This window comes from Variovorax sp. J22G73 (genome assembly GCF_030317035.1).
Taxonomy (GTDB): Bacteria; Pseudomonadota; Gammaproteobacteria; order Burkholderiales; family Burkholderiaceae_C; genus Variovorax.
Map to the genome: position 1 here is coordinate 882,200 of NZ_JASZYK010000002.1, position 14,211 is coordinate 896,410.

The 14,211-nt window shown below is 69.9% G+C and carries 14 protein-coding genes; 8 read left to right on the top strand and 6 right to left on the bottom strand.

Features of this window, described 5'->3' with window-relative positions:
* Positions 1-29: 29 nt before the first annotated feature.
* Positions 30-1,118, bottom strand: a complete 1,089-nt coding sequence (locus tag QTI51_RS12175) for a LacI family DNA-binding transcriptional regulator (RefSeq protein ID WP_207786600.1) — start codon at positions 1,116-1,118, stop codon at positions 30-32.
* Between the two features lie 113 nt (positions 1,119-1,231).
* On the opposite strand from QTI51_RS12175, the gene QTI51_RS12180 reads away from it, so the two are divergent.
* Genes QTI51_RS12180 through QTI51_RS12200 form a run of 5 tightly spaced genes read left to right on the top strand, consistent with a single transcriptional unit; the run spans position 1,232 to position 7,389 of the window.
* Positions 1,232-2,260 carry a TRAP transporter substrate-binding protein gene (locus tag QTI51_RS12180; RefSeq protein ID WP_116907142.1) on the top strand — a complete coding sequence of 343 codons (1,029 nt, stop codon included), beginning with the start codon at positions 1,232-1,234 and terminating at the stop codon, positions 2,258-2,260.
* 6 nt (positions 2,261-2,266) lie between these two features.
* Complete coding sequence (locus QTI51_RS12185; RefSeq protein ID WP_116907141.1) at positions 2,267-4,162, top strand: TRAP transporter large permease; 1,896 nt, start codon at positions 2,267-2,269, stop codon at positions 4,160-4,162.
* A 37-nt stretch (positions 4,163-4,199) separates the two neighbouring features.
* Entirely contained in the window at positions 4,200-4,739 is a 540-nt protein-coding gene (locus QTI51_RS12190) for a VOC family protein (protein WP_116907140.1), read from the top strand.
* Entirely contained in the window at positions 4,736-6,022 is a 1,287-nt protein-coding gene (locus QTI51_RS12195; protein WP_207786599.1) for a ribulose-bisphosphate carboxylase large subunit family protein, read from the top strand. Before QTI51_RS12190 ends, QTI51_RS12195 begins: the two co-directional genes overlap by 4 nt.
* On the top strand, positions 6,019-7,389 hold the full coding sequence (locus QTI51_RS12200; RefSeq protein ID WP_116907139.1) for a four-carbon acid sugar kinase family protein: 1,371 nt from the start codon (positions 6,019-6,021) through the stop codon (positions 7,387-7,389). The genes QTI51_RS12195 and QTI51_RS12200 overlap by 4 nt, the downstream gene beginning before the upstream one ends.
* Here the strand turns inward: QTI51_RS12200 and QTI51_RS12205 are convergent.
* Complete coding sequence (locus QTI51_RS12205; protein ID WP_116907138.1) at positions 7,386-8,294, bottom strand: LysR family transcriptional regulator; 909 nt, start codon at positions 8,292-8,294, stop codon at positions 7,386-7,388. The genes QTI51_RS12200 and QTI51_RS12205 overlap by 4 nt on opposite strands.
* 76 nt (positions 8,295-8,370) lie before the next feature.
* Between QTI51_RS12205 and QTI51_RS12210 the strand changes: the two genes are divergently transcribed.
* On the top strand, positions 8,371-9,618 hold the full coding sequence (locus QTI51_RS12210; protein ID WP_116907137.1) for an MFS transporter: 1,248 nt from the start codon (positions 8,371-8,373) through the stop codon (positions 9,616-9,618).
* 6 nt (positions 9,619-9,624) lie between these two features.
* On the opposite strand, the gene QTI51_RS12215 is transcribed toward QTI51_RS12210, so the two are convergent.
* Positions 9,625-9,897 (bottom strand): hypothetical protein, encoded by a 273-nt coding sequence (locus tag QTI51_RS12215; RefSeq protein WP_116907136.1) that lies wholly within the window; start codon positions 9,895-9,897, stop codon positions 9,625-9,627.
* Positions 9,898-10,030: 133 nt separating this feature from the next.
* Here QTI51_RS12215 and QTI51_RS12220 point away from each other — a divergent pair, with 133 nt between their 5' ends.
* Positions 10,031-10,267 carry a hypothetical protein gene (locus QTI51_RS12220; protein ID WP_116907135.1) on the top strand — a complete coding sequence of 79 codons (237 nt, stop codon included), beginning with the start codon at positions 10,031-10,033 and terminating at the stop codon, positions 10,265-10,267.
* A gap of 153 nt (positions 10,268-10,420) precedes the next feature.
* Here the strand turns inward: QTI51_RS12220 and QTI51_RS12225 are convergent, their stop codons facing one another.
* Complete coding sequence (locus tag QTI51_RS12225; RefSeq protein WP_132748690.1) at positions 10,421-10,783, bottom strand: hypothetical protein; 363 nt, start codon at positions 10,781-10,783, stop codon at positions 10,421-10,423.
* Positions 10,729-13,311, bottom strand: a complete 2,583-nt coding sequence (locus QTI51_RS12230; protein ID WP_286515774.1) for an excinuclease ABC subunit UvrA — start codon at positions 13,309-13,311, stop codon at positions 10,729-10,731. Before QTI51_RS12230 ends, QTI51_RS12225 begins: the two co-directional genes overlap by 55 nt.
* A 158-nt stretch (positions 13,312-13,469) precedes the next feature.
* On the opposite strand from QTI51_RS12230, the gene QTI51_RS12235 reads away from it, so the two are divergent.
* Complete coding sequence (locus tag QTI51_RS12235) at positions 13,470-13,676, top strand: hypothetical protein (RefSeq protein ID WP_116907133.1); 207 nt, start codon at positions 13,470-13,472, stop codon at positions 13,674-13,676.
* 69 nt (positions 13,677-13,745) lie between these two features.
* Here QTI51_RS12235 and QTI51_RS12240 read toward each other — a convergent pair whose 3' ends face one another.
* Positions 13,746-14,069 carry a cell envelope biogenesis protein TolA gene (locus QTI51_RS12240; RefSeq protein WP_116907132.1) on the bottom strand — a complete coding sequence of 108 codons (324 nt, stop codon included), beginning with the start codon at positions 14,067-14,069 and terminating at the stop codon, positions 13,746-13,748.
* Positions 14,070-14,211 lie beyond the last annotated feature (142 nt).

Genomic DNA, 14,211 nt, shown 5'->3' on the forward strand with positions numbered 1-14,211 from the left:
GTCGGCACGCCTGACCCGCGGGTGGCGCGCTAAGGAAGGTTCTCGCGAAAGATCACCTGGCTGCGCGTGGTCTCCACGCCGCTCAGCGCCTCGCGCTTGTCGCGCAGGTTGGTGAAGATGCGCACGCAGTTCATCAGCGTGGTGTGCGGGCTCTGGGTGATCACCGCGTCCAAGCTGCCGTCGATCAGCAGCGCGCGCGTGTCGGGCGTGAGCCCGTGGCCGATGAAGACCACCTTCTGCTCGCGCCCCGCCTCCTTCAGCGCGCGCGCCACGCCGTCCGACGCGCCGCCGATGTTGTAGATGCCGCCCATGTCCGGGTGCTGCTCGAGCAGCGCGCGCGTCTGGCGATGGTTCTTGTCGGCGTCGTCCTGCCCTTCGCGCAGGCCCACCACCTCCAGCCGCGGGAACATCTCGTCGATGACGTGCAGGAAGCCGGCCTCGCGCTCCTCGTGCGCCTTGTAGCTCAGGCTTCCCGCGATGAGCGCCACCTTGGCCGTGCGCGCGCCGATGAAGCGGCCGATGAGGTAGCCCGCGGTGCGCCCGGCCGCGCGGTTGTCCAGCCCCACGAAGGCCGCGCGCCCGGAGTTCGACAGGTCTGAAATGAGCGTGACCACCGGCAGCCCGCGCGCCGCCAGCGCGGCCACGGCCTCGCGCACCGCCGGGTGCTCCAGCGCCATCATCGCGATGCCGTCGCAGCGCTGGCCGTGGCGGCGCAGCGCGTCGGCCAGCTCGTGCGGGTTGAAGCTCTCGATGAACACCGTGCGGCACTGCACGTTGAACGGCGCCCAGTGCTCCTGCGAGTAGCCCACCATGTCCCCCAGCATGCGAATGAAGCGGTTGGTGCCCGCCGGCAGCAGGAACACCAGGCGCAGCGGCGGCGGCGTGAGCGCGGCGTACAGCGCGGGGCCCGGCAGGTAGTCGAGCTCGCCGGCGGCCTTGAGCACGCGCTGCACCGTGGCGTCGCGCACGCCGGGGCGGCGGTTGAGCACGCGGTCGACGGTGGCGGTGGAAACCTGCGCGGCGCGGGCGATGTCGACCACGCGCGCACGGCGTGCGTCGCGGGCGGAATCCGCAGGCGCCCCGGAAGGCTCAGGAACGAGTGAAGGGTTTTCCCGCATACATCAAAAACCATCAGCCAGAAGTTTGACCCGGATCATGCATGCTTTTATCTTCGCTGAGCCTTGAAGCCCATGGTGCATCAGATTGCATCAATTGCATAACGGAGACAGACATGACACCGCCGAACCGCATGAACCGCCGCGGCGCCCTGCGCGCCCTTTCCGCCCTCCCCGCCGCCGGCATCGTCACGGCCGTGCCGCGCATCGCGCGCGCCGCCGAGTTCTCGTACAAGTACGGCAACAACCTGCCGCTGACGCACCCGCTGAACATCCGCGCGCAGGAGGCGGCCGACCGCATCGCCAGGGAAACCAAGGGCCGCGTCGAGATCAAGATCTTTCCCAACAACCAGCTCGGCGGCGACACCGACATGCTGGCGCAGGTGCGCTCGGGCGGCATCGAGTTCTTCACGCCCTCGGCGCTGGTCATTGCCACGCTGGTGCCGGTGGCGGCCATCAACGCGGTGGGCTTCGCCTTCAACGACTACGCCCAGGTGTGGGGCGCCATGGACGGCAAGCTGGGCGCGCACGTGCGCGGCGCCATCGCCAAGTCGCGCCTGTACGCCTTCGAGAAGATGTGGGACAACGGCTTTCGCCAGACCACCAGCAGCAAGGCCGCCGTGGCCAGCTCGAAGGACATGGACGGCCTGAAGATCCGCGTGCCCGTGAGCCCGCTGTCGATCTCCATGTTCAAGGGCCTGGGCGCCGCGCCCGCCAGCCTGCAGTTCAGCGAGGTGTACTCCGCGCTGCAGACGAAGATCGTCGACGCGCAGGAAAACCCGCTGCCCATCATCCAGGTGGCCAAGCTGTTCGAGGTGCAGAAGTTCTGCTCGCTCACCAACCACATCTGGGACGGCTACTGGTTCATTGCCAACGGCCGCGCCTGGGACGCGCTGCCCGACGACCTGAAGACCATCGTGGCGCGCGCCATCAACGACGCCGGCATGCAGCAGCGCGAAGACATCAAGAGGCTCAACGAATCGGTCGTGGGCGACCTGCAGGCCAAGGGCCTCACCATCAACCGCCCCACCGCCGACAGCTTTCGCGCCAAGCTGCGCGAGTCGGGCTTCTACGGCGAGTGGAAGGGCCGCTTCGGCCCCGAGGCCTGGGCGCTGCTCGAAGGCACCGTCGGCAAGCTGGCCTGAGCGGCCATGGTGCATGAATCGACTTTCGAGGCGGCCGCCTTCGCGGGCGGCGGCGCGTCGGCCAACCCGCTGAGCAGCATCGCCTCGCGCGCCGACCGCGTGCTCGGCGGCGCCGTGGAGGCGGTGGCGGCGCTGCTGGTGCTGGCCGAGATCTGCGTGCTGTTCGCGGGCGTGGTGTCGCGCTATGTGTTCCATGCGCCGCTGGTGTGGTCGGACGAGCTCGCGTCCATCCTCTTTCTCTGGCTGTCGATGCTGGGCGCGGTGGTGGCGCTGCGCCGCGGCGAGCACATGCGCATGACCGCTCTGCTGCAGAAGGTGAAGCCTTCCACCCGCGCCATGCTCGACGCCTTCGCCATCGCGGCGTCGGTCGCGTTCCTGGTGCTGATCATCTGGCCCTCGATCGACTACGCGCACGAAGAGTCGTTCATCGTCACGCCCGCGCTGGAGGTCAGCAACGCCTGGCGCGCCGCCGCCATTCCGGCGGGCATCGGCATCATGCTGGCGATGGCGCTGCTGCGCCTGCTGCGCGTGTGCACCGGCCGGCAGATCGCGGTGGCGGTGCTCGGCATGGCCGCGCTGGTGGGCGCCTTCTGGCTGGCGGCGCCGCTGTTCGCCACGCTGGGCAAGTTCAACCTGGTGGTGTTCTTCGTGGTCGTGGTCGCGGCCACGGTGCTGTCGGGCGTGCCCATCGCGTTCTCCTTCGCGCTGGCCACCTTCGGCTACCTGGCGCTCACCACGCGCACGCCGCTGCTGGTGATGGTCGGGCGGCTCGACGAAGGCATGTCGCACCTCATCCTGCTGGCGGTGCCGCTGTTCATCTTCCTGGGCGCGCTGATCGAGATGACGGGCATGGCGCGCGCCATGATCCAGTTCCTGGCCAGCCTGCTGGGGCATGTGCGCGGCGGGCTGTCTTATGTGCTCATCGGCGCCATGTACCTGGTGTCGGGCATCTCGGGCTCCAAGATCGCCGACATGGCGGCCATTGCACCGGTGCTGTTCCCCGAGATGGTCAAGCGCGGCGCCAAGCCCGGCGACCTGGTGGCGCTGCTGTCGGCCACGGGCGCGCAGACCGAGACCATTCCGCCGTCGATCGTGCTCATCACCATCGGCTCGGTCACCGGCATTTCGATTGCCGCGCTGTTCACCGGCGGCCTGCTGCCCGCCGTGGTGCTGGGCGCCGCGCTGTGCGTGGTCGTGTGGTGGCGCTACCGCCGCGAAGACCTGAGCGGCGTGCAGCGCTACAGCAAGCGCGAGATCGGCAAGCTGCTGCTGGTCGCGCTGCCGGCCGTGCTGCTGCCCTTCGTCATTCGCGCGGCCGTGGTCGAGGGCGTGGCCACGGCCACCGAGGTGTCGACCATCGGCATCGTGTACTCGGCCGTGGTCGGGCTGGTGGTGTACCGGCAGTTCGACTGGAAGCGGCTCAAGCCGATGCTGATCGACACCGCCTCGCTGTCGGGCGCCATCATTTTCATCGTCGGTTGCGCCACGGCCATGGCGTGGGGCCTCACGCAGTCGGGCTTCTCGCAAGATTTGGCGCGCGTGATGGGCGCGCTGCCCGGCGGGGCCTACGGCTTCCTGGCGGTGTCGGTCGTCGCGTTCATCGTGCTGGGCAGCGTGCTCGAGGGCATTCCGGCCATCGTGCTGTTCGGGCCGCTGCTGTTCCCCATTGCCAAGGCCGCGGGCGTGCACGAGGTGCACTACGCCATGGTGGTCATCTTCTCGATGGGCATCGGCCTGTTCGCGCCGCCTTTCGGCGTGGGCTACTACGGTGCCTGCGCCGTGAGCAAGGTCAACCCCGACGAGGGCATCCGCCACATCTGGGGCTACATCGGCGCGATGCTGGTGGGCCTGGTGATCGTGGCCGCGTTTCCGTGGTTCTCGACCGGCTTCCTCAAGTTCTGAACACAACAACACACTCACATCACCGGAGCCAACCGCAATGAGTCGATTCCTCGGCGAGATCCGCCAGCTGGGCTATGTCGTGCACGACATCGAAGCCGCCATGGACTACTGGAGCACCACGCTCGGCGTGGGCCCCTGGTTCTACAACCCCAAGGTGCCCATCAAGAACTACCGCTACAAGGGCGAGGCCCACGAGCCGCACAACTCGGTGGCGCTGTCCAACTCGGGCTATGTGCAGGTCGAGCTCATACAGACGCGCAACGACGTGCCCTCGATGTACCGCGACTTCCTGCAGGCCGGGCGCACCGGGCTGCAGCACGTGGCCTACTGGACCGCCGACTACGACGCCGACCTGGCGCGCCTCACCGCGCAGGGCTTCAAGCCCGTGATGAGCGGCGAGGTGGGCGAGCGCGGCCGCTTCATCTACTTCGACACCGAGTACCACCCGGGCACCGTCATCGAGCTGTCGGAGGTCGCGGGCCCCAAGGGCAAGATGTTCGACCTGATTCGCAGCGCCTCCGAGGGCTGGGACGGCAGCGAGCCCGTGCGGCCCTTTCCGGACCTGAGCAGGCTGTGAGCACCGTGGGGACCGAACGCATCCAGCGCATCCACGCGCGTTACCTGATCGAGACGCCGCACGACCCGGCCGCCGTGGCCGAGGTGATGGCGGGCGAACAATCGTGCGGCACCTTCACCCGCGTGGAGGGAGAGACCGATGCGCTGCGCGCGCGGGCACGCGCCACGGTCGAGGCCATCACCGAGCTCGCGCCGGCATCGGCCCCGTCGCTGCCCAACGCCCTGCTGGAGCGCAAGGGAACGAAGGGGCCGTGGCGGCGCGCGCATGTGGACATCGCGTTTCCGGTGGCGAACATCGGCGCCAACCTGCCGACGCTGGCGGCCACCGTGTCGGGCAACCTGTACGACCTGGGCGAGGTTACGGGCCTGCGGCTCGAGTCGCTGCAGGTGCCGGCCGCGTACCGCGCGCGGTTCGAGATGCCGCGCGCGGGCATCGCCGGCACGCGCAGCGCGACCGGCGTGGCGAGCGGCGCGCTGGTGGGCACCATCCTCAAGCCGAACGTCGGGCTTTCAGCGTCGGAGACGGCCGAGCTGGTCGGCCGGCTCTGCGCCGCGGGCGTGGACTTCATCAAGGACGACGAGGTCTGCGCCGACCCCGCGCACGCGCCCCTGGCCGAGCGCGTGCCGGCGGTGATGGCGGTGGTGCGCGACCACCAGCAGCGCACCGGCAAGCACGTGATGGTGGCCTTCAACATCACCGACGAAACCGACGCCATGAAGCGCCACGCCGACCTCGTCGAGCGCGAAGGCGGCTCCTGCGTCATGGCCAGCCTGAACTGGTGCGGCCACTCGGGCATGCAGACCCTGCGGCGCCACACCGGGCTGGCGCTGCACGGGCACCGCAACGGCTACGGTGCGCTGTCGCGGCACCCGCTGCTGGGCATTTCCTTTCAGGCGTACCAGGTGCTGTGGCGGCTCGCGGGTGTGGACCACATGCATGTGCACGGGCTGCAGGGCAAGTTCTCGCAGCCCGACAGCGAGGTGACCGAATCGGCGCGGGACTGCTACACGCCACTCACCGACGCAGTGGACGACCGCGTGATGCCGGCCTTTTCTTCGGGCCAATGGGCCGGCACCGTGCCCGCCACGTGGCAGGCCATCGGCAGCGACGACCTGCTCTTCATGGCCGGCGGCGGCATCCTCGCGCACCCCGACGGCGCGGCCGCGGGCGTCACCAGCATCCGGCAGGCGTGGTCGGCCGCGCGCGCGGGCGTGCCGCTGGCCGAAGCGGCCAGGGAACAGCCCGAACTGGCGCGCGCCCTCGCCTTCTTCGGCAAGCCATGAGCCCTGAGAAACAGAGCACCGCCAAACCGGGCCCCGCCGTCGTCTACTACGGCGACGACTTCACCGGCGCGACCGACACCCTGGGCACCGCCGCGCGCGCGGGGCTGCGGGCGCTGCTGTTCCTGAAGACGCCCGACGCCGCGCGCCTGGGCCACGTGGGCCCGCTCGACGTGCTGGGCATCGCGGGCGCCGCGCGCGCGATGACGCCCGACGCCATGCAGGCCGAGCTGCGCCCCGTGGCCACCCTGTTCCGCTCGCTGGGCGCGCGCGTGCTGCACTACAAGACCTGCTCGACCTTCGACAGCGCGCCGCACATCGGCTCCATCGGCGCCGCCGTGCGCGTGCTGCGCGCGGCCGTCGAGCAGCCCTGGACCGCCATCGTCGGCGGCCAGCCCAACCTGGGCCGCTACTGCCTCTTCGGCAACCTGTTCGCGGCGGCGGGCAGCGGCGGCGAGGTGTTCCGCATCGACCGCCACCCCACCATGAGCCGCCACCCCGTCACGCCGATGGACGAAGCCGACCTGCGGCTGCACCTGGCGAAGCAGGGGCTGGCCGATGTGTGCTCGGTGCCGTACACCGCCGCGTCGCGCGGCGGCGAGGCGTTGGCCACGGCGCTGCGGCAGGCGCTGCATTCGCCGCCCGCGGATGCGGTGCTGTTCGACGTGGCGGACGCATCGCAGCTCGCGGCCATCGGCGAGGTGCTGTGGGCGCGCGCGCAGGCTTCGACGCTGCTGGCCGTGGGGCCGAGCAGCGTGGTGGATGCGCTGGCGATGGCGATGGCGATGCCTGCGCCGCGCGAAGAGAACAACGCCGCATCGACTGCGCACGCGCATGCGCATGCCGGCGTGGCACCCGCGCAAGGCCCCGTGCTCGTGCTGGCGGGAAGCCTCTCGCCCGTGACTGCGCGGCAGGTCGCTGCGGCGCAGTCCTTCGACATCGTGTGGCTCGATGCGCAGAAGCTGGCGCAGCGCGACGCCGCGGCGTTAGCCGATCACGCGGATGCGATCGCCCGAAGCCTCGCGCTCGGCCACAACGTGCTGGCGTGCACCCGCTCGCCCAACGCATCACAGCAAGGCAACGCACTCGATGCGCAGGCGCTCGCGCGTGCCGGCGGCGACCTGCTGGCGAAGGTGCTGGCCACCACGCCGCTGAAGCGCATCGGCGTGGCCGGCGGCGACACCTCCAGCCACGGCGTGCAGGCGCTGGACGCCTGGGCGCTGTCCTATGTCGCCGACATGGGCGCCGGCGCCTCGCTGTGCCGCGTGCACAGCGACGATGCCAGGCTCGACGGCATGGAGGTCATGCTGAAGGGCGGGCAGATGGGGGCGGTGGATGTGTTCGAGCGACTGGTGCACGGCGCGGTCTAGGCGGCGCCATCAGCAGGCGCCGCCTTCGCTCCCACCGCATGCGCAATGAAATTGCGCACCAGCGCCGACGTTTCCCCCCGCCGATAGGCCAGCGTCAGCCGCGTCACCGGCGGCTTGCCCTCGATCGGCCGGTACACCACCCCGTTCACCTGCAGCTGCGCCATCGACGCCGGCACCACCGACACGCCCAGCTCCGCCGCCACCAGCGTCACCACCGAGCCGATCTGCGGCGCCGATTGCCCCAGCACGGGCTCGAAGCCCGCCTTGCGGCAGGCCGAGACGACGGTGTCGAACAGCGTGGGCCCGACGGCGCGGGGCGTCATGACGAAGGCGTCGCCGCGCAGCCGGCGCAGGTCCACCGCCTGCGCGCTGGCGGCCGGGTGCCGCAGCGGCAGCACCGCGACCATCTGCTCCTCGGACACCAGCCTGAACTGCAGGCCGTCGCTGCCCACCGAGCCCGGCCGCAAGAAGGCCGCGTCGAAATCGCCCTCGCGCACGCCGGTGCCCAGCCGCGTGGTGTTCGACTCTTCCAGCGTCAGGTCGACCACCGGGTAGGCGCGGCGAAACGACCGTATGGCCGCGGGCACGGCCGGGTTGAAGATGGCCGAGCCGGTCATGCCGATGCGCAGCGCGCCCAGCTCGCCGCGCGCACCGCGCTGCGCCGCCTGCAGCGCCTTCTCGGCCTGCAGCGGAATGGCCTGCACGTTGTCCAGGAAGGCCTGGCCCGCCGTGGTCAGCTCCGCGCCGTGCGGCACGCGCCGGAACAGCTGCGCGCCCACCTCGGTCTCCAGGTCCTTGATCTGCTGGCTCAGCGGCGGCTGGCCGATGCCCACGCGGGCCGCGGCGCGCGTGAAGTTGCGTTCTTCTGCAACGGCCAGAAAGTAGCGGATGTGGCGCAGTTCCATGGGTATCTGTGAAAAGTATGGTGTTCAGCTGTGCCATATATTGGACTGGAGTGCCCGCAAGGCGTCAAATTGGGCCATGTCTTCTCCTGCTTCCTCGGCGCCTGCCACGTTGGTCACCCGCGGCTCCGACGCCTACCGTCGCATCGCCTTCGCCCTGTTCCTCGCCGGCTTCGCGACCTTCTCGCTGCTGTACTGCGTGCAACCCCTGCTGCCGGTGTTCACGCAGGAGTTCGGCGTGAGCCCCGCGCAGAGTTCGCTGTCGCTCTCGCTCTCCACCGGCTTCCTGGCGCTGGCCATCCTGTGCGCCAGCGCGCTCTCCGAGGCGCTGGGTCGGCGCGGCCTGATGTTCGCGTCGATGTGCGGCGCGTCCGTGCTTACGGTGGTCGTGGCCTTTGCGCCCAGCTGGCACAGCCTGCTGGTGGCCCGCGCGGTCGAGGGGCTGGTGCTCGGCGGCGTGCCGGCGGTGGCCATGGCCTACCTGGCCGAAGAGATCCACCCCGACGGCCTGGGCTTCGCCATGGGCCTCTACGTGGGCGGCACGGCCTTCGGCGGCATGGCGGGCCGCGTGGGCATCGGCGTGCTCGCCGAGATGACCTCGTGGCGCATCGCGATGGCCACCATCGGCGCCATCGGGCTGCTCGCGGCCGTCGGCTTCGTGCTGCTGCTGCCGGCCTCGCGCCACTTCGTGCGCCGCACCGGCTTCGCGCCGCGACGCCACATCGGCCATTGGCTCTCGCACCTGCGCAACCGCGGCATGGCGTCGCTCTTCATGATCGGCTTCCTGGTGATGGGCGCCTTCGTCACCGTCTACAACTACGCCGGCTTCCGCCTGATGGCGCCGCCGTACGACCTGAGCCAGACGCAGGTGAGCGTGCTGTTCACGGTCTACATCTTCGGCATCGTCGCCTCGTCGATGGCCGGCGCCATGGCCGACCGCCTCGGCCGCAAGCCGGTGCTGGTCACGGGCATCGTGGTGGCCGGCATCGGCGTGCTCGCGACCTTGCTCCACGCGCTCGCGGGCATGGCGCTGGGCGTGGTGTTGCTGACAGTGGGTTTCTTCATCGCGCACTCGGTGGCCAGCGGCTGGGTCGGCCGCATGGCCTCGCAGGCCAAGGGCCACGCGGCCTCGCTGTACCTGTTGGCGTACTACGCGGGCTCGAGCGTGATGGGGTCGATGGGCGGCTGGGCCTGGGCGCACGGCGGATGGCCCGCCGTCGCCGGGTTCACCGGCGCGTTGCTCGCGGCGGCGTTGGTGCTCGCATGGAACGTGGAGCGAGCCGCGCAGGGCAAGACGGCGAATGCAGGCGCACCTGCCGGGGGTTGACCAGCCCTAGGCCTCGCCTTGCCCGTCGCCCGTGCGGTCGTGCACCCACCGCACGGCCTGCTGCTCGGCATGGCGCAGCGCCTCGGCCTCGGTGCCGTAGGAAGCGTTCTCGGTGTCGTCGGGCAGTTGCGTGTCTTCACCGTCCGGCGTGGGTGAGCGGCACACCACCACGGGCCTGTAGGTCTGGTCGTCGAGCCGCTCGGCACGGCACAGAAAGAACCGACCCCGGTAGGTGAAGGTGGTGAGGCGTTCCTCGATGGCGGGTGTCTGGGTTTCCATGGCGCGGTTCCTTGATTCAGAGTTGTCATTCAATCTGCGCCCCCGCCGCTCGGGGTCGTGTGAGAGACGGCCCACGCTGCGCGTCGGCAATGAAGCACCTGCAACCTGCTGTCGCGTGGCTTAGCGTCACCTCATGCAAGACCTTCTCTCGCTCATTCAATGGCCGGCCTTCGCCGCTTCTGTCGCTGCAGCATGGCTCGTGGCATCGCGAGAGAAGTCCAGGCGCAACCTCGGGTTCTGGATCTTCCTGCTGAGCAATGTGCTCTGGGTCGCCTGGGGCCTGCATACCAGCGCGTGGGCCTTGATCGCGCTGCAGGTCTGTCTTGCGGCGCTGAACATTCGCGGGTTGTTCAAGACGGAAGACAAGTAAGTCGGCGTGAGTACACCGACAGCGTGCCCAAGTGAACAGGGCGTCGGGTGCTTCCCGCAGCGAAATCAAGGAGGAGGCCGCAGGCCGGGGGACATTCGCGGAGGGAAGTACCCGGCGGCCTGTTCACCCGCCCTGAACAGCCGCGCAAAAACGTCAACCAGCAGTGCCCTCAGGCCCTCCAGCAGAAGAAGAACACCCCTCCGCCCCATTCGCCCCATTCGCCCGCTTGTCCAGCGCATAGCGCAGCGCCGCCTGCAGCGCAGGCCACCCCGCGAACGCGAGCGCGTTGTTGAAAGAGTCCCACCGCGCGCCCAACGCTTTCATGCGTTGCGACAGCTCGGGGTCGCAGCCCACCAGCGCGGGGCGTGCGTGGCCGTGTCGGGGCACGGCCTCCACCAGCGTGCAGCCCAGTTGGCTCGCCAGTTGTGCGGTTGCTTCGTTGCCTTGACGAGGTCGGCGGATCATCGGTTTTCCTTTCGCAAGAGGGTTGAAGAAGGTCGGTTCGGTGCTGTCCATTCGCGCAGGTAGGGCGCGGTGCGGCTGCCCGCGGCCCTTGCCACCTCGCGCGGCGTGCCCGCCGCCACGATGCGGCCGCCCTCGCCTCCCGCGCCCGGGCCCATGTCGATCACCCAGTCGCACGCGGCCACCCAGCGCATCTCGTGTTCCACCACGATCACCGTGTTGCCCGCGTCGACCAGGCCGTTGAGCTGCACCATCAGCTTGTCCATGTCGGCCGGGTGCAGGCCCGTGGTCGGCTCGTCGAGCACGTACAGCGTGTCGCCGCGCTGCGCGCGCTGCAGCTCCGTGGCCAGCTTGATGCGCTGCGCCTCGCCGCCCGACAGCTCCGTGGCCGGCTGCCCCAGCCGCAGGTAGCCCAGGCCGATGGCGCGCAGCAGGCGCAACGGCCGCTCGATGGCGTCGTCGGCTTCGAAGAAGGCATGCGCCTCGTCCACCGTCAGCCCCAGCACGTCGGCGATCGTCTTGCCGCGCAAGCTCACCTTCAGCGTCTGCGGGTTGAAGCGCAACCCGTGGCACGTGGGGCACGGCGCGTACACGCTCGGCATGAACAACAGCTCCACGCTCACGAAGCCCTCGCCCTCGCAGGCCGGGCAACGCCCCTTGGCCACGTTGAACGAGAAGCGCCCGGCGTCGAACTTCTTCGCGCGCGCCGCCGGCGTCTGCGCGAACAGCTTGCGCACATGGTCGAACAGGCCCGTGTAGGTCGCCAGGTTGGAGCGCGGCGTGCGGCCGATGGGCTTCTGGTCGACGCGCACCAGGCGGCGGATGCCGTCCATGCCCTGCAGGATGCGCCCCGCCGTGCGCTGCGCGACCACCGGTGCCGACGATGCTTCCTCTTCCGCCGCCTCGGCCTCGGGTGGCTCGTGCCCCAGGTGCGCCGACACCAGCTCCACCAGCGCCTGCGTCACCAGGCTCGACTTGCCCGAGCCCGACACACCGGTCACGGCCGTCAGCACGCCCAGCGGAAACGCCGCGGCCAGCCTGTCGAGGTTGTTGCGCGAAATGCCCGCCAGCTTCAGCCAGCCGGTGGGCGAGCGCGGCGCGGCCGAAGGCGGAAGCGCCTCGCCGAACAGGTAGTTCGCCGTGTGCGACTCTTTCACGCCGCGCAGCCCCTCGGGCGGCCCGCTGTAGAGCACCACGCCGCCCTTCTCGCCCGCCTCGGGCCCCACGTCGACCAGCCAGTCGGCGCGCCGCATCAGCGACAGGTCGTGCTCCACCACGAAGAGCGAATTGCCGGAGCGCTTGAGCATTTCCAGCGCCACCACCAGCGCCTCGCCGTCGGCCGGGTGCAGCCCGGCGGAAGGTTCGTCGAGCACGTACACCACGCCGAACAGGTTGGAGCGGATCTGCGTGGCCAGCCGCAGCCGCTGCAGCTCGCCCGGCGACAAGGTGGGCGTGCGCCGGTCGAGCGACAGGTAGCCCAGCCCCAGGTCGAGCAGCGTGCCCACGCGCTCCAGGAAGTCGTGCGTCAGGCGCTGCGCGGCAATGCGTTTTTCTTCCGACTGGCGCGGCAGCTTGCCGGCCGCGATGGGCGCCAGCACGCGCGACAGTTCGCCCAGCGGCATCTGCGCGATCTCGCCGATGTCGTGGCCGGCCACGCGCACCGACAGCGCCTCCTTCTTCAGCCGCTTGCCCTTGCACGACGGGCACAGCGCGCCCACCATGAAGCGCGACACGCGGTTCTTCATGAGCGCGCTCTGCGTGGTCGCGAAGGTGTGCAGCACGTATTTGCGCGCGCCGGTGAAGGTGCCCTGGTAGCTGGGCTCCATCTTGCTGCGCAGCGCGGCGCGCGTCTCGGCGGGCGTGAAGCCCGCGTACACCGGCACCGTCGGCTGCTCGTCGGTGAACAGGATCCAGTCGCGGGTTTTCTTCGGCAGCTCGCGCCAGGGCTTGTCGACGTCGTGGCCCAGCGTGACCAGGATGTCGCGCAGGTTCTGCCCGTGCCATGCCGGCGGCCATGCGGCCACGGCGCGCTCGCGGATGCTGAGCGAGTCGTCGGGCACCATCGATTGCTCGGTCACCTCGAAGACGCGGCCCAGCCCGTGGCAGACCGGGCATGCGCCCTGCGGCGTGTTGGGAGAAAAGTCTTCCGCGTACAGCAAGGGCTGCCGCGCCGGGTAGTCGCCTGCACGCGAATAGAGCATGCGCAGCAGGTTCGACAGCGTGGTCACGCTGCCCACCGAGGAGCGCGCGCTCGGCGTGCCGCGCTGCTGCTGCAGCGCCACCGCGGGCGGCAGGCCCTCGATGCTGTCGAAGGCCGGCACGCCGACCTGGTCGATGAGCCGGCGCGCATACGGCGCCACCGATTCGAAGTAGCGCCGCTGCGCCTCGGCATACAGCGTGCCGAAGGCCAGCGACGATTTGCCCGAGCCCGAGATGCCGCTGAACACCACCAGCGCATCGCGCGGAATGTCGACGTCCACGCCCTTCAGGTTGTGCTCGCGCGCCCCGCGCACGCGCACGAAGCGGTGGGTGGAGTGGCTGTCTTCTTGCTTGCGTGTGTTGTGTGTGTCGCTGGCGCCCATGGTCGGGGCAGCGTAGGTGAGCGGGCGCTGCGCAACGGTCGTCTTGCAGCACGGCGCGCTGTAGGAAAGAACGAAAGATGAAAAGAGGGAAGGCCACGGCAGCGTGCCGTCGCTGCGGGCCTACAGACAAGCGGCCCGCTTTGCGCCATGTTGAAGCCATGACACACCCCATCGAACTCACCATCGAGGAGCCGCTGCCGGGAGCCTTTGTCTGGCAGCTGCTCGAAACCGACGAACAGGGCACGCACCCGCGCGTGCTCAACAAGGCGTACGACGCAGCGGAGAGCTACGAGCTCGCGCTGTCGGCGGGCCAGCGCGCTTTGAAAAGCGCGATCCGCGACCGCGCCCCTTCCAACCGGGGCTGACGCCCGCGGCCCGCGCCGCGAACGTCCACCACCGTCAAAGCAGCGGAAGAGCGCCCGGAAGAGCCCCCATCACTTGGGCGTGCCGCCGGGCACCGGCTTCGGCTTGCCGGGGCGACGCTCGTCGCGCGTCTCGGCGCGGGCTTCGCCGGCGACGGCCGCGCGGTCGTTGCCGATGGCGCCGCCTTCAGGCGTCCTGCTTTCATCGCCGGCTTGGGGCTTCACCATGCCGGGTGCGCGGCGGTCCTTGCGGGCCTCGCCTGCGCGCTCGGACTTGCCGGTCGCGTAGCCCGGCGTGTTCGGCGGCACGTTGGCGCCGGGTGGGTTCGACTGGGCGAAGGCGCCGGTGGCGGCCATGAGGCCGGTGACGATCAGTGCGGGCACAAGTTTCTTCATCGAAAGCTCCTGGGTAAATAGAGAGGGGGTAGAGAGGGGGTAGGGAGGGGTGGGTTGGAGAAACGAAAGCAGACCCCGCAGGGTCACTGCGCCAACCCCCGCGCTGCGTAGGAGATCGTCGCGTCCGCATAGGCGCAAATCA